General features: G+C 47.4%; 15 protein-coding genes. 11 read left to right on the top strand and 4 right to left on the bottom strand.

Annotated features, from left to right (window positions below; translation table 11 throughout):
• The first annotated feature begins 44 nt into the window (after positions 1-44).
• Positions 45-1,265, top strand: a complete 1,221-nt coding sequence (argJ, locus tag ABD744_RS00210; protein WP_344794221.1) for a bifunctional glutamate N-acetyltransferase/amino-acid acetyltransferase ArgJ — start codon at positions 45-47, stop codon at positions 1,263-1,265.
• A 96-nt stretch (positions 1,266-1,361) separates the two neighbouring features.
• Positions 1,362-2,252, top strand: coding sequence for a Nudix family hydrolase (locus ABD744_RS00215; RefSeq protein WP_344794223.1), 891 nt, complete (start codon positions 1,362-1,364; stop codon positions 2,250-2,252).
• A gap of 9 nt (positions 2,253-2,261) precedes the next feature.
• Here the strand turns inward: ABD744_RS00215 and yacG are convergent, their stop codons facing one another.
• Positions 2,262-2,462 carry a DNA gyrase inhibitor YacG gene (gene yacG / locus ABD744_RS00220; protein ID WP_344794225.1) on the bottom strand — a complete coding sequence of 67 codons (201 nt, stop codon included), beginning with the start codon at positions 2,460-2,462 and terminating at the stop codon, positions 2,262-2,264.
• Positions 2,463-2,495: 33 nt separating this feature from the next.
• Positions 2,496-3,092: a dephospho-CoA kinase gene (coaE, locus tag ABD744_RS00225; RefSeq protein WP_344794227.1), complete on the bottom strand. Its 597-nt coding sequence runs from the start codon at positions 3,090-3,092 to the stop codon at positions 2,496-2,498.
• A 189-nt stretch (positions 3,093-3,281) separates the two neighbouring features.
• Between coaE and ABD744_RS00230 the strand changes: the two genes are divergently transcribed.
• On the top strand, positions 3,282-4,664 hold the full coding sequence (locus ABD744_RS00230) for a trehalose-6-phosphate synthase (RefSeq protein WP_344794229.1): 1,383 nt from the start codon (positions 3,282-3,284) through the stop codon (positions 4,662-4,664).
• 41 nt (positions 4,665-4,705) lie between these two features.
• Here ABD744_RS00230 and ABD744_RS00235 read toward each other — a convergent pair whose 3' ends face one another.
• Positions 4,706-5,680: a serine/threonine protein kinase gene (locus ABD744_RS00235; protein ID WP_344794231.1), complete on the bottom strand. Its 975-nt coding sequence runs from the start codon at positions 5,678-5,680 to the stop codon at positions 4,706-4,708.
• Between the two features lie 37 nt (positions 5,681-5,717).
• Entirely contained in the window at positions 5,718-6,398 is a 681-nt protein-coding gene (locus ABD744_RS00240) for a ComF family protein (protein WP_344794233.1), read from the bottom strand.
• A gap of 114 nt (positions 6,399-6,512) precedes the next feature.
• Here ABD744_RS00240 and bioB point away from each other — a divergent pair, with 114 nt between their 5' ends.
• The 8 genes from bioB to ABD744_RS00280 all read left to right on the top strand — a co-directional run bounded on the left by bioB (position 6,513) and on the right by ABD744_RS00280 (position 14,461).
• Positions 6,513-7,571, top strand: a complete 1,059-nt coding sequence (bioB, locus tag ABD744_RS00245) for a biotin synthase BioB (RefSeq protein WP_344794235.1) — start codon at positions 6,513-6,515, stop codon at positions 7,569-7,571.
• A 43-nt stretch (positions 7,572-7,614) separates the two neighbouring features.
• Positions 7,615-8,838 carry an 8-amino-7-oxononanoate synthase gene (gene bioF / locus ABD744_RS00250; RefSeq protein WP_344794237.1) on the top strand — a complete coding sequence of 408 codons (1,224 nt, stop codon included), beginning with the start codon at positions 7,615-7,617 and terminating at the stop codon, positions 8,836-8,838.
• The gene (locus ABD744_RS00255; protein WP_344794239.1) at positions 8,838-9,596 is read left to right on the top strand and encodes an alpha/beta fold hydrolase; all 759 of its coding nucleotides are present in this window, start codon (positions 8,838-8,840) and stop codon (positions 9,594-9,596) included. Before bioF ends, ABD744_RS00255 begins: the two co-directional genes overlap by 1 nt.
• A gap of 34 nt (positions 9,597-9,630) precedes the next feature.
• Positions 9,631-10,407 (top strand): malonyl-ACP O-methyltransferase BioC, encoded by a 777-nt coding sequence (gene bioC / locus ABD744_RS00260; RefSeq protein ID WP_344794240.1) that lies wholly within the window; start codon positions 9,631-9,633, stop codon positions 10,405-10,407.
• Positions 10,408-10,419: 12 nt separating this feature from the next.
• Positions 10,420-11,118 carry a dethiobiotin synthase gene (gene bioD / locus ABD744_RS00265; RefSeq protein ID WP_344794241.1) on the top strand — a complete coding sequence of 233 codons (699 nt, stop codon included), beginning with the start codon at positions 10,420-10,422 and terminating at the stop codon, positions 11,116-11,118.
• A gap of 92 nt (positions 11,119-11,210) precedes the next feature.
• Positions 11,211-11,462 carry a flagellar biosynthesis protein FlgE gene (locus ABD744_RS00270; protein WP_344794243.1) on the top strand — a complete coding sequence of 84 codons (252 nt, stop codon included), beginning with the start codon at positions 11,211-11,213 and terminating at the stop codon, positions 11,460-11,462.
• A 41-nt stretch (positions 11,463-11,503) separates the two neighbouring features.
• A complete protein-coding gene (locus ABD744_RS00275; RefSeq protein WP_344794245.1) occupies positions 11,504-12,328 on the top strand; it encodes a putative metalloprotease CJM1_0395 family protein in 825 nt (274 codons plus the stop codon).
• Between the two features lie 330 nt (positions 12,329-12,658).
• Positions 12,659-14,461, top strand: coding sequence for an acyl-CoA dehydrogenase C-terminal domain-containing protein (locus tag ABD744_RS00280; protein WP_344794247.1), 1,803 nt, complete (start codon positions 12,659-12,661; stop codon positions 14,459-14,461).
• The last annotated feature ends 39 nt before the right edge of the window (positions 14,462-14,500 follow it).

Here is a 14,500-nt window from a genome sequence, read left to right on the forward strand (position 1 = left end):
AAAGGCTCTTTTTGTTTCTATAAATAGTCTCCGAGAAGAGTAATATGGCAACCGGTAATCCAAATCTAGCTACTTTACACCCTGTATCAGGCGTTAAAATTTCAACGGTATCTGCGGGCATCAAAACTCCGGGTCGAAATGACTTGGTGGTTTTTGAGTTGGCTGAGCGCTCCAGTGTTGCAGGTGTTTTTACTAAGAACCGATTTTGCGCCGCGCCTGTTACCCTTTCCAAGCAACATTTGAGTGAAGCCAGTGTGCGTTATTTGGTGGTGAATACCGGAAATGCCAATGCAGGTACAGGTGAACAGGGAATGAAAGATGCGAAAGCAACCTGTGAGCGTTTGGCTGAGATCATGGAGGTTGAGGCCAACCAGGTGTTGCCGTTCTCGACCGGTGTTATTGGTGAAAACCTGCCAATGGATCGGTTACTGAATGCTTTACCTTTGGTTAAGTCTGCTCTGGTTGAGGATGGCTGGGTTGAAGCGGCGTCTGGCATTATGACCACAGATACACGTCCGAAAGGGGCGTCCGTTCAGTTCGAATATCAGGGTGAAACCATCACCATCACCGGCCTTTCAAAAGGTGCAGGCATGATAAAGCCAAACATGGCGACCATGCTTGGCTTTATTGCGACGGACGCAGTCATTGCGCCTGATGTGTTGCAAGGATTGTTGACGGAAACAGCAACCAAGTCGTTCAACCGGATTACGGTCGATAGCGATACATCGACCAACGACTCTTGTATTTTGGTGGCGACAGGTCAGGTTGAGGCGGCCGTCATTAACTCAGAGCAAGATCCGCTGTTTGCAGTTTTTAAAGCGCACTTACAGGCACTTATGATCGATTTGGCTCAGGCCATCATTCGTGATGGTGAAGGGGCGACAAAATTTGTTTCGGTTCAGGTTGAAAATGCTGTCTCCCAGGACGAGGCTCTGGAAATCGCTTATACCGTTGCACATTCTCCGTTGGTCAAAACTGCACTGTTTGCATGTGACCCAAACTGGGGGCGCATTTTAGCGGCGGTCGGTCGGGCTAACATTGCACCGTTTGATCTGAATAAGCTGGCGATTTACCTGGACGATGTTTGCATCGTTGAACATGGTGGCAGGGCGTTGTCGTACAGCGAGGCCGATGGTCAAGACGTAATGAACCGTGAAGACATTACTATTCGCATTGATATGGCCTCCGGAGAAGCTTCAGAGACGGTGTGGACCAGTGATTTGTCTCATGATTACGTTACCATCAATGCCGAATACCGTACGTAACCGTTCTCTGATACCGCTTTAGGCGCTGAGTTGCCAGAAGCGGTCTGGTTATTTTAATACGATCCCTCTTAACTGATTCAACTTTCAGAGGACTTTATGAAGTTAGTGCATGTGGCGGTTGCCGTGATAGAACGCGCAAACGGGGATATTTGCATTGCCAAGCGAGCCGATCATCAGCATCAGGGTGGGCTGTGGGAGTTTCCTGGCGGTAAGGTTGAATCCGATGAAACAGTTACGCAGGCATTAGCACGTGAAATCCATGAGGAGCTGGGGGTTATTGTATTGGGTCATTACCCTCTGATCTCAGTTCGGTATGAGTATCCGGATAAGCATGTATTACTGGACGTTCATGTGGTGAATGAGTTCGAAGGCGAGCCACATGGTAAAGAAGGCCAGCCGGTTATTTGGTGCCCTAAAGACCAGCTTGCATCTTATTCGTTCCCGGCGGCTAACAAAGGGATATTGAATGCGATCTTATTGCCGCCGTATTTGGCGGTGACAAACGAATTGAATCAACCGCTTATCGACGGTTGGGGTGCTCATTTTTCACCAAAAAACCTGATGATTTATTTGAGGGAAGAATTAAACTCAAATAACCAAGCCTTGGTGCTTAATCTGAGGGCGCAAGGTTATCGGGTTACTGTCAAAGGCGCTGATCAGGAAAGTGGCTACTTGCATTTATCGTCAGCCGAGTTGCTTGCGACTGATGACCGGCCAGATGTGAACTGGTTGTCCGCTTCTTGCCATAACGAAGAGGAAGTGCTCAAGGCCAATGCATTGAATGTGGACTTTATTTTACTGTCACCGGTGAATTCGACGCCGACGCACCCCGAAGTGCTTGGAATGGGGTGGCCGCGTTTTGCAGAACTGGCGCTGATGGCTCATATGCCTGTATATGCGTTGGGCGGAATCGGCCTTGACGATATGGGTGTTGCTAAGAAAAACGGGGCGCAAGGCATCGCAGGCATTTCTGCATTTCTTCCCTGAAAGGAAGGCTTAGAGCGTTCCGTCTTCTGAAAACAGGTCGTCAAAGCCCGTTTCATCGCCTTCAATTTTGTGGTCTTCGGCGGCCCATGCGCCTAGGTCAATCATTTTGCAGCGTTCGCAACAAAACGGAAAGTGCGGGTATTTTTCGGTTTCGTATTGCGTAGGAGCACTGCACGTCGGGCATTTAAACAGGGTGATTTTGTCAGTCATATGCGTCTTCAAATGGGTGATGGTTGATTGGTGTTAGCAAGCCGATAATTTTAAAAACTGTTGATGCAGTTTATCGACTTTATCGCTCAACGTGGAAATGTCCTCGTTATTGTCCAAAATAAAATCAGCTTTTAGTTGTTTCTCTTCTCGCGGCATCTGGCTCGCAATGATTTTTCGGATTTGCTCTTCGGAATTATTGTCTCTGATACACCCTCGGGCGACCTGTACATCGACAGGCACATCCACCAGCAGTGTTTTGTCGGTCATTTCATGCTGGTCTGTTTCGAACAACAGGGGGCTTTCCAGAATGGCATAGGGCGAAGACGCTGAAAGTAAGTCTTGTTCGATGTCTTTCCGAATAAGAGGGTGAAGTAGATGCTCCAGCCAGTCTTTCTCTTTGGGAGCGTTGAAAATGATGGTTCTGAGTTTGGCCCGGTTCAGGTTGCCGTCCCCTTGGAGGATTGATTGACCAAAGTGATCTGCTATTTGTGATAGTGCCGGCTTTCCCTGCTGAACTACGTCTCTGGCTTTTTGGTCGGCGTCAACGACGTGAATCCCAAGCGCGGCAAATGCCTTGGAAACGGTGCTTTTACCGCTGCCAATACCGCCGGTAAGTCCAATCACCTGCATGTCCAACTCTCTCCTATATTTAGTAATGAAGCATTATAAAAGAGCTTTAGGTTGATGGGAAATGCGCTGCTTTTATTTAGGTTTGATGGATTAGCTTGACTGTTCAAAAAATGCACTATACTACATTGTTAGTTGAATCAGAGTGTTAAGCTAATGTCTTTAGGCTTTACCTAAAAAAAGGGAGTTAATGTGAAGATTGGTCGATTGATTAGTCTCAGCTGGTATGGCGGTGTGGATTCACAGGATGTGGTCGCCAAACAAGTGGCTGGGTTGCACGCGCAGGCGGAAGGCCTGTGGTTGTGCGTTGAGCGGGAAGGCAGTTCGCCAGGCCCTGGGACTCAGCTTATTGCTCTGAATCTGGATCAGCGTGATGAGCTGCAATTGAGTCAGTCATTTTATGAAGACTGCATACTGCCGCTGTTTCATCATTTAAGAAAAGGGTTCAGCTATAATCAGCACCAGTATCAGGCTTATCGACGTTGGAACAAGGGCTTAGCAGAGGCATTAGCGGCCTTGTATCGTGATGGTGATGTGCTGTGGTTGCATGATGCACACTGGATTCCTTTGGCCCGTTATCTGAAAGAGATTCAACCGAAACTGCCGATTGGCATTTCATTGCCAAGTTCGTTTTGTGGCGCAGAAGTACTGAATACACTCCCTGTGGCCACCGAATTACTGCAAGACTTCTTCTACTTTGATTTGATTTCATTTTCCCGGGAATCGGACATTTGCAGTTTCACAGACGCAGTCACGACCATCGGTGGTGCTCTGACCTTAGCGGATAAGCGGCTTAAGAAAGACAATCAGATTTTAAAAGTGGCGGCTTACCCTGCGGTATCTCAAGTTAAAAATGATATTTCTGCGGATATACAGGGGGCTTTCGATATGGCATCCAGTGATAAGCTGGTGTTGTCCATCGATATTCCGTCCTGGATCAGTAACCGGACGAACCGCAATCAGGCGTATGAACTGTTCCTGCAGGACAACCCAACCTTGGCTCGGGATATTGTTTTTGGGGCTGTGGTTGTGCCGTTTGCCATTGGCTCGGATCGAACCCGGAACATTGTTCGCCGATGGAAAGAAGATTTGCATGACTTAAATGAACATTGGCGCTCATTTTCGAGAAAGCCATTTCGAATGATGTTGTCTCAGGATGTGCCTTCGGCGATTGATACTTTGTATCGCGAAGCAAAAGTTTTCTTGGATTTGAGTTATGGCTGTTATTGCAGTTGCAATGCCATTGATTTTTGGGCTGCACAGAACCCGGATGATCCTGGCGTGTTAATTATTTCTAAATTGGCCATTGATGGAAATGAGTTAAGTGGCGCTATGGTGGTTCATCCTCTGGATGTAGTTGGGGTGTCAAAGGCCATTAAAGCGGCATTACTGATGCCGCTCAGTGAACGAAAATTAAGACACGAGCAGTTGGCCGAAACGTTCAGAGCGTTAAGTGCGGAAAGAAAAAAATCGAAGTTTACGTTTGATGTGGTTGAGCAGGCAAAGAAAAACAGACATTCAAATTTGGTCACGATGAAACGGCAGAGTGTGAATCCTCAGCCGCATCATTCGTGAGTCTGCGTTACTGTATCGATTGCTGACCTTTAAAAGCGGTATTAAAGCAACCTTAAAGCGGGCTCTTGTAGGCCAGACAGTTGTTCTTTAAGCGCAAGTAAGTGTTCAGACCAATAACGCTCCTGACCAAACCAGGGGAAGCTATGGTGGAAAGCCGGGTCGTCCCAGCGGCTTGCCAGCCAAGCGGCGTAATGCATCTGCCGTAAGGTTCTCATGGTTTCGATCAAGGGAATTTGCTGAACGGGGAACTCAGCGAACATTTCATACCCTTCTTTGATTTCGCAAAGCTGTGCTTCTTGTTGGGCTGTGTCGCCAGAGAGCAGCATCCAGATGTCCTGGATAGCAGGGCCGCTGCGGCAATCATCAAAGTCGACGAAAATGGAGGCTTCGTCGCGAATCAATATGTTACCCGGATGGAAGTCACCTTGCAGGCGTATGGTCTGATGGCGAGAGTTCTTCCAGCGATCGTCCATGATTTCAAGTAGCTGCTGAGAAAGAACCTGATATGGTTCTTGCAGGTAGTTTGGCAGCATGCCTGAATTTATTACGATTTCTGCGCTTTGATGTCCGAAAGTGTTTACAGACAGCTCGGGTCTGTGAGCAAAGGGCTGAGCTTTGGCTATCGAGTGAATGCGGCCAAGCTGGGTGCCTACTTCATACAGCTGGTCAAGCTGATCCAGTTCCAGGGGCCTGCCCGATCTTCGTTCAAATAAACAAAAAAGGAAGTCGTCTTGCTGATGCAGTGTTGCGTGGTTAATTTCCATCGGCGGAACCACATTGATATCAGCGGCGGACAGTTCGAGTAAAAAGTCATGCTCTTCTTGAATCTGCTCTCGAGTCCAGCGGTTGGGACGATAAATTTTAATGATGATGGGGGTGCTGTCTTCAATTCCCACCTGATAGACGCGATTTTCATAGCTGTTTAAAGGAAATATTCGCCCGTCTGAATAAAAGCCGCAGGACTCTACGAAATCAATGATTTTATCTTGAGTCAGTGCTTGGTATGGGTGGGTCACGTGATTCTTTCCTTTTGGAGGCGACAATTGGCCCAGTCTATGGATAAGAGGGAGTTCGGGCAATGGTTAATGTGAAAACCTTACCTACCCCCGCTTTTTTTAAAAGCTTGCTGGCTTCGTTCAGGCTGGCGCCGGTGGTCATGACGTCATCGACCAACAATACGGTGTCTAATTGCGTAGACCCGCGCCAAAGGCGTTCTTCATGGAGTTTAAAGCGGTGGTTGCTCAGGCGTGCTTCACGGCTTTTGCTTTTCTGGGATTGTTCTGACCAATCTTTTGATAGAACCCCTCGAATGAAGGGGATATGGGTTCTCTTATGGATTGCTTGTGCTAAAGGGTATGAAGGTATTTCTCCTCGGATCAGCGTTTTCACAGGAGAGCTTGGGATGGCGATGATGGCATCAATCGTTTGCTCATGGTACTGATGATAGAAGGCTGAATAAAACCATTGCTCTAATTGCACCAGGTTTGTCAGCTTGTTGGCTTTGTAGCTTCCAATCCAGTGAACCATTGGGTAGCGATATTCAAAAAGGCTGAAGGCTCGGTCAAAATCAAACGGGTTGGTTTGGCATCTGCCACATACATCCAGATCCACTTCGGTAGGCAAGGCGCATTTTTTACAGTGTTTGGTGATGAACGGCAGATAAGGCAGACACTGGTAACAAAAATATTGGTCAGAACTATTTGTTCGGCTGAGGCATAACTGACATTTGTTCATTTATTGATCTAATGTAAACCTGCTGGGATTGTAATAGTTGACAAGATGGATTTGTCGATTAATATTGCATTCCATCACTTATTTCACAAAACCAACATCGGTAGAGAGCGGTATATGAATCTCGAGCAACTAGGTCAGGTACGTCATAATTGGGAAACAGCAGAGGTTGAGGCACTGTTTGATATGCCCTTTAATGATTTGTTGTTCTACGCTCAAACAGTTCACCGTAAGCACTTTAACCCAAATGAAGTGCAGGTCAGTACATTGCTGTCGATTAAAACCGGTGCTTGTCCTGAAGATTGTAAGTATTGCCCTCAGAGCGGCCACTACACGACGGATCTTGAAAAAGAGAAGTTGATGAAAGTTGAAAAGGTTCTTGAGCAGGCGAAAAAAGCTAAAGAAATCGGCTCTACCCGTTTTTGTATGGGGGCAGCCTGGCGTTCACCGACCAAAAAAGACATGCCTTATGTGATCGATATGATCAAAGGTGTTCGTGATATGGGCATGGAAACGTGCATGACGCTTGGGATGCTGGACGAAGATCAGTCCAAAGCGTTGGCGGATGCCGGCTTGGATTACTATAACCATAACCTGGACACCTCTCCGGAGTTCTACGGCAATATCATTACCACCCGCACCTATCAGGATCGCCTGGAGACCATTGATAATGTCCGTAAGGCGGGTATGAAGGTATGCTCCGGCGGCATTTTGGGGATGGGTGAAACCGAGCTTGATCGAGCAGGCATGCTGATTCAATTAGCGAATATGCCTCAGCAGCCGGAAAGTGTGCCCATTAATATGTTGGTACGCGTTGAAGGCACACCGTTTGCTGAAAACGAAGAACTTGACCCTATTGATTTTATTCGCACCATTGCCGTTGCTCGGATCATGATGCCGGAATCACATGTGCGTCTATCAGCGGGTCGTGAAGAAATGAACGACGAAATGCAATCGTTGGCATTTTTTGCCGGTGCTAACTCCATTTTCTACGGTGAGAAACTGCTCACGACGGATAATCCTCGTGCAGAGCAAGACCAACAGTTGTTTACTCGCTTGGGAATCAAGCCTGAGCAGCGCTGCGAGAAACGCTCTGAGCAAGAGCAGGAAGCGGCGTTAATGAGTGCCGTTGAAAAACAGCAAGACGACCACGCTTTCTATGACGCCACTGCGTAATTTGAATGGCTGGGCTTAAATCAAAGCTTAATGGCAGAGCTAAATGGCTGATTTTGATGGTCTAAACGAGTCGTTGACGGCTCGGAAATCGCAACATCTCTATCGAACCCGACGTGTGTTATCCTCCGCCCAAAAACCTGAACAAGAGGTGAATGGGCGTCAGGTACTTTCATTTTGCAGTAATGATTATTTAGGACTGGCCAACGACCCCGAAGTAAAGTCTGCGTTTATATCTGCCACCGAAGAATTCGGCGTTGGCAGCGGTGCTTCACATTTAGTGAATGGCCACAGTGAATTGCATCATCAGCTTGAAGTAGCGCTGGCCGAGTTTACCGGACGTGACCGGGCCGTACTGTTTTCTACAGGTTATATGGCCAACTTGGGGGCCATTGCTGCGCTGGTTGGAAAAGGCGATACCATTCTGCAAGATCGCTGGAATCATGCCTCTTTGATTGATGCCGGTTTAAGTTGTGGTGCTCGTTTTAAGCGTTATCAGCACAATGATATGTCATCGCTGGAGCAGCGGTTATGTGGCGCGAAGGGTGGTCGAACGTTGATAGTGACGGACGGCGTATTCAGTATGGACGGAGACTTGGCGCCTTTGGATCAAGTTGCCAACCTGGCTGATCAGTACAATGCCTGTTTGATGGTGGATGATGCGCACGGCCTGGGGGTATTGGGAACCGCTGGCGCAGGTTGCGCTGAGCACTTTCAATTAAACCAACAGCAACTGCCGGTGTTGATGGGGACCTTAGGCAAAGCGTTTGGTACGTTTGGAGCCTTTATTGCGGGTTCTGAAAGTATGGTTGAAACCATGATTCAGCAAGCCCGAACTTACATTTATACCACCGCGTTACCGCCTGCAGTTGCGGCTGCAACGTTAGTCAGTATTGAGCGAATTAAACAGGATCAATGGCGCAGAGATCAACTTCTCCGATTGACTGAAAGGTTTAGGGAAGGCGCGAGTCGTATAGGCTTTACATTAATGCCTTCTCATACTCCGATTCAACCTATTTTAGTGGGCTCTGAGCGGTTGGCGTTGGATCTCAGCCAGGCTTTAGAGGATCGGGGGTTATTGATTACTGCGATTCGTCCTCCTACGGTGCCGAAGGGCACAGCCCGTTTACGCGTTACGTTCTCTGCAGCGCATTCGGAGTTGCAGTTGGAACGTTTATTAAATGGCTTATCTGACGTTTATCAGGCGCTTTCTGATCGGGATCGAGACTCTTTGGCCAGAGCGGCCGACTGTTTTAGTGATCATCTGTAATGGAACGGTCAGAACCATCAACGCGTCGGGTGGTTGTTATCGGTGGCTGGGGATGTCACTCTCGTTGGCTGGATGACTTCAGGGCTAGCTTTAAGCGCTTGGCTCTTGATGTTCATTTGGTTGACTTGCCGGGGTATCACTCAGGTTCGGGTGCGGCAAGTTTGGAGGCCGATATTCTTAACACGCAGAGCTTTGATACGTTGCTGGAAAACTGGTTTCAGAACACCTCCGGCTTGATTGAGTCCTCGCCGAACACTTTGTTGATCGGCTGGTCATACGGTGCAATGTTGGCCGTGCAAATGTCCGCCCGGTTATCCAAGCCTTGTCAGGTGATAGGGTTAGGCGCTCGACCTCGCTTTATTGAAGACCCATTCAGTGTGTTTGATGAAGGAACTTCTCAGGCGTTTTTGCAACGAATGGTTCGTTCACCCTTGAAAGGATTGGAGTACTTTATCTCCTTAACCGGACAGGGCGAGGCTAAATCCCAACTCCTGTTATTAAAGCAGGATGTTCGAGACGCCTTACCCGCTGAGCCGGCTGTACTGAAGGCGTCGCTGGAACATCTGTATCGGCTGGATGTGACCGATGCCTGGCATCACCTGAAAATGAAAGGGCTATTGAGCGATTTGTATTTTAAAGATGACAGTTTAATCGCTTCGCCTGAGAAGCGCGATAACAACATAGAGGGCTGTCATTTGGCCCCAGTTGCTCATGGAGCGCATGTTGCCAATGCCTTAATTCCACTCATCAGAACGTGAATACGTTTTACATAACTAAGTAGTTTGTTCGCCAATGTTAGATAAGAAGCAAGTAGCCACTGCATTTGGAAAGAAAGCTAAAGACTATGATACTTATGCCCGTGTCCAAAAATACGTGGGGGATCATTTACTGAGTCTTACGATACCGCTGTTCAGCGGTCATGGCCCTGTGGTCGATTTAGGCACAGGCTCCGGTTTTTTTCTGCCTAAGCTGAAGCAGGCATTCCCTGATAATGATTTATTGGCGGTGGATTTGTCCGAAGGCATGGTGGTGCATGCCAGACAGCAGCATGCTTCTTTATTAATGGGCTCGGTGGTGGCGGATGCGGAGAATCTTCCATTTGCTGACAATTCGGTCGACTTAATTTATTCGAGCATGGCCATCCAATGGTGCGAAGATTTGCAAGTGTTGTTGAAAAACTTGCGGCGAGTGGTCAAACCGGGTGGCTTGATTGCGATATCCACCTTGCTTCCCAAAACTTTGTTCGAGCTGAAAGATTCCTGGCAGGCAGTGGATGGAAACGCGCACGTGAATCGTTTTTTGTCTGCGGAAACTCTATTGTCTGAGTTGTCAGGATTTGGCTCCATTGCGGCCTTTCATTGTGAATTGGTGACGGCTCATTACCCGGACTTAAAATCCTTGCTGCACAGTATCAAAGGCATTGGAGCCAACACCGTGATTGATGGTTCCAGGGCTATGTCAAAAGGGCAATATAAAGCGTTGATGTCGGCTTATGAGCAATATCGTACCGAGTCTGGTCAGTTGCCTGCCAGTTATGAGGTCTGCTATTTCGTTCTTAACGTGGTTTAAAAGGGGAGTGTCATGAAGGTGAATCGATACACTGCATTTGTTGCAGGCACGGACACGGACGTTGGTAAGACGGTTGTGACTGCTGGCTTACTGAAAGCGTTTGAAGCACAGGAGTACTCCACTTTGGGTTTAAAACCGGTTTCTGCCGGGTGCGAAGTGACGCATGAGGGGTTACGCAATGAAGATGCTCTGATCCTTCAGGCGGCTTCTTCTGTGAAGGTACGCTATGAAACGATCAACCCGGTGGCGTATGAGCCTGCTATTGCGCCTCATATTGCGGCCATGGACAGTGGCAAAAATTTAACTGCAAGTGGTTTGGAAGGGTTTATTCGGGGAGCAATGCTGAAACCGGCGAAGGTTAAGTTAATTGAAGGCGCTGGTGGTTGGTTTACGCCCCTGAGTTATCGTGAAACCTTGGCTGACTTGGTGAAACGTCTAGATGTGCCTGTGATCCTGGTGGTGGGTATGAGGCTTGGTTGTTTAAACCATGCTTTATTAACCCTATCTGCCATTCAGCAAAGCGGTTTGACTTTGGCTGGATGGGTTGCCAATAAAATTGATCCCGAAATGAGTCGTTATCAGGAGAATTTTGATACGTTAATGCATATGTTAAGTGCGCCTTGTTTGGGCGAAGTGCCTTTGTTGGAAGATTCATCTCCATCCAATGTTGCGAAGTATTTGGATGTGTCAGCGTTGATAAATAACCACTGATCGGATATTTATCCCGGAATATTCGATTAAAATTGGCACTTTGATGGAATCTTTGGTTAAATTATATACAGGTTAGTGGGTTAGAGGTCTGTATGATTTCAGGAATTTTAGGATCTGGCTTAGAAGGCTTATCTCGAAGCCGAGAAGGGTTGAACCAAAGCGCTAAAACGATAGCGTCTGGTGGTCAGCCTCCCGTGAGCCAACCGCCAGTTTCTAACCCGACCGATGATATGTTAACTGCTGTGGTTGATTTGAATGTGTACGAGTTGCAGTTCAAAGCATCGGCCAAGGTGATATCCACAGCCAATGAGTCGGTTGGAACTTTATTAGATGAGATTGTCTGATTTTTAGATTGTTTGGTTCGATTGGGAAGGTGAGTAAATAAATGCAAATAGGTTCAGCGTCATTCGTCGGTTTTACGGAAGCCAGAGACTCGGCCCAGATTGCATCGCAGACTCAAAAAGAACTGAGTGAGCGAGACTCAACGGTTGCCGCTCTGGATGAACCGGAAGAAAGTGATGACTCAGGTCGTCAGTCAGAACAAAAACCTTCAGACAATAGCCAGCAACCCCGCTTTACCGAGCAAGAGCTTGAGCAAATCCAAAAGCTGGAAGCGCGTGATCTGGAAGTCAGAAATCACGAGCAGGCGCATAAATCGGCGGGTGGGCAATACGCCGGCGCGGCCAGTTACACTTATCAGCGTGGGCCTGACGGAATCAATTATGCCGTCGGTGGTGAAGTCCCAATTGATATTTCTCCTATTCAGGGTAATCCGGAAGCGACCATTCAGAAAGCGGAAACCGTTCGTCGTGCAGCGCTGGCCCCGGCCGAGCCTTCTGCTCAGGATCGCGCCGTTGCGGCACAGGCCATTCAAATAAAGCTGGAAGCTCAATCCGAGCTGAATAAGCCAGACACCGAAGAAGAAACAGAGGCCAACACCGAAGAAGAGACACAAACGGCGGAAGCCGCAGAATCTTCTGAGGAAACTATAGCGGCAACAGACACAGAAACGGTCAATCCAACCTCTCAGGCTGCTACCGCTGAGAATAATACGACGTCGGATGCTGAGGCCTTTACCGGATCGACCGGCTTATCACCGGAGGACTTTACCAACCTGTTAGCGTCGGATCTGGCGCGCAAAAACGCGTTGGCCGTTTTCGAAAATATCAATGCTGAACCGCCTAAGATAAATCTTGACGAACTGGTTTGACCCCAGCATTTTTTCTTCTATATTCCTATCTGTAGCCAATCTAATGAGCCGTTCTTAATGTTTGCTCTCTAAATTTTCCTGTGCTTCTTAACGATTTATTTTTATTGAATTTACTTTAGAGTATTGCCCCTAAATTGGACTTTGAAATTAAAACAATTGTTTGAATTAGCTTGACAAAGATTGGTTGCAAACGTATGTTTCAAACAACCGTTTGATAAGTAGGTTAAACTTTGTACAAAACAAGTTGACCTTAAAATTGGGAACAGTCGCTATAAACCTTCTTAATTCGTAGCCTGTTCGTTAACCTAAAATCATGCCGAGGAAGTTACTATGCCAGATTATAAGGCTCCTTTACGCGACATGAAGTTCGTCATGGACGAACTACTTGACATGCAAACTCACTATCAAGCACTGGGTGCTGATGACTGTACTGAAGATATGGTTGATGCCATTCTTTCAGAAGGCGCAAAATTCTGTGAGAACGTTATTGCTCCGCTTAACCGCGTAGGCGATGAAGAAGGATGTACTTGGAGCGAGGATGGCGTAAAAACTCCAACTGGCTTTAAAGAAGCTTATCAGCAGTACGTTGAAGGCGGTTGGCCATCAATGACTTGTGACCCTGAGTACGGCGGTCAAGGTCTACCTGCATCTATCGGTATCGCAGTCAGTGAAATGGTTGGTGCTTCCAACTGGGCATGGGGCATGTACCCAGGTCTTTCTCACGGTGCGGTTGATACTGTTGAATTACACGGTACTCCAGAACAGAAAGAAACGTATCTGACTAAGCTTATCTCTGGTGAGTGGACAGGTACTATGTGTTTGACTGAGCCACATTGTGGTTCTGACTTGGGTCTGTTGAAAACTAAAGCTGAGCCAAATGCAGACGGCAGCTTCAACATCACAGGTACTAAGATCTTTATCTCTGCTGGTGAGCACGACATGGCTGATAACATCATCCATATCTGTCTTGCTCGTCTTCCGGATGCGCCAAAGGGTACGAAAGGTATCTCTTTGTTCATCGTACCTAAGATGCTTCCAAACGAAGACGGTTCTGTAGGTGAGCGTAACGCCGTATCTTGTGGTTCTATCGAACATAAAATGGGTATCCACGGAAACTCAACTTGTGTAATGAACTTCGACGGTGCGAAAGGTTGGTTGATCGGTCCTGAGAACAAAGGCCTGAACTGCATGTTCACATTCATGAACTTTGCACGTATCGGTACTGCTCTGCAGGGTAGCTCTGCAATGGAAGCGTCTTATCAAGGTGCGCTTGCTTACGCTAAAGACCGTTTGGCAATGCGTTCATTGACTGGTCCTAAGGCTCCTGAGAAAGGCGCTGATCCAATTATTGTTCACCCAGACGTACGTCGTATGCTTTTGACTATTAAGTCATTGGGTGAAGGTGGTCGTGCACTTGCGTACATGACTGCTAAGCAAGCTGACATTGTTAAGTCTGCGAACGTTTCTGAAGAAGAGCGTAAAGAAGCAGATGAGCTACTGGGCTTCTTGACGCCAATCGCTAAAGCATTCCTGACTGAGGTTGGTTTCGAATCTACTTCTCACGGTATGCAGGTATTCGGTGGTCACGGTTTCATCGCAGAGTGGGGCATGGAACAGTTAATGCGCGATGTTCGTATCTCTATGATGTACGAAGGAACCACAGGTATTCAGGCGCTTGACCTTCTTGGTCGTAAGGTTCTTATGACTCAAGGTGAATCTCTGAAGCGTTTCACTAAGATTGTTCATAAGTTCTGTAAAGCGAACGAAGGCAACGAAGCAATCAGCCAGTTTGTAGCACCTCTTTCTGAGCACATCAAAGAGTGGGGCGACCTAACTATGAAGATTGGTATGGCAGCAATGAAGAACCGTGATGAAGTAGGTGCTTCTTCTGTTGATTACCTGATGTACTCTGGTTACGTAACGCTTGCTTACTTCTGGGCAGAAATGGCTAAAGTAGCTCAAGACAAGTTGGACGCTGGTACTGAAGAAGCGGCTTTCTATACAGCTAAGCTTCAGACTGCTAAGTTCTACTTTGAGCGTATCCTTCCTCGTACTCGTGCACACGCAGCAACTATGTTGTCTGGTGCAGAGAACTTGATGGACATCGAAGAAGAAAACATGTCTTTCCTATAAGGCATAGCTCTTCTTAAAAAAAACCGCAGCCTGGCTGCG

Origin of the sequence: Litoribacillus peritrichatus, assembly GCF_039537985.1 — a bacterium.
In the GTDB taxonomy this organism is placed as follows: Bacteria; Pseudomonadota; Gammaproteobacteria; order Pseudomonadales; family Litoribrevibacteraceae; genus Litoribacillus; species Litoribacillus peritrichatus.

Bases quoted from the DNA above. Each gene is read 5' to 3' on its own strand.
- argJ (WP_344794221.1), top strand. From the start codon at position 45: ATGGCAACCGGTAATCCAAATCTAGCTACTTTACACCCTGTATCAGGC.
- ABD744_RS00215 (WP_344794223.1), top strand. From the start codon at position 1,362: ATGAAGTTAGTGCATGTGGCGGTTGCCGTGATAGAACGCGCAAACGGG.
- yacG (WP_344794225.1), bottom strand. From the start codon at position 2,462: ATGACTGACAAAATCACCCTGTTTAAATGCCCGACGTGCAGTGCTCCT.
- coaE (WP_344794227.1), bottom strand. From the start codon at position 3,092: ATGCAGGTGATTGGACTTACCGGCGGTATTGGCAGCGGTAAAAGCACC.
- ABD744_RS00240 (WP_344794233.1), bottom strand. From the start codon at position 6,398: ATGAACAAATGTCAGTTATGCCTCAGCCGAACAAATAGTTCTGACCAA.
- bioB (WP_344794235.1), top strand. From the start codon at position 6,513: ATGAATCTCGAGCAACTAGGTCAGGTACGTCATAATTGGGAAACAGCA.
- bioF (WP_344794237.1), top strand. From the start codon at position 7,615: ATGGCTGATTTTGATGGTCTAAACGAGTCGTTGACGGCTCGGAAATCG.
- ABD744_RS00255 (WP_344794239.1), top strand. From the start codon at position 8,838: ATGGAACGGTCAGAACCATCAACGCGTCGGGTGGTTGTTATCGGTGGC.
- bioC (WP_344794240.1), top strand. From the start codon at position 9,631: ATGTTAGATAAGAAGCAAGTAGCCACTGCATTTGGAAAGAAAGCTAAA.
- bioD (WP_344794241.1), top strand. From the start codon at position 10,420: ATGAAGGTGAATCGATACACTGCATTTGTTGCAGGCACGGACACGGAC.
- ABD744_RS00270 (WP_344794243.1), top strand. From the start codon at position 11,211: ATGATTTCAGGAATTTTAGGATCTGGCTTAGAAGGCTTATCTCGAAGC.
- ABD744_RS00275 (WP_344794245.1), top strand. From the start codon at position 11,504: ATGCAAATAGGTTCAGCGTCATTCGTCGGTTTTACGGAAGCCAGAGAC.
- ABD744_RS00280 (WP_344794247.1), top strand. From the start codon at position 12,659: ATGCCAGATTATAAGGCTCCTTTACGCGACATGAAGTTCGTCATGGAC.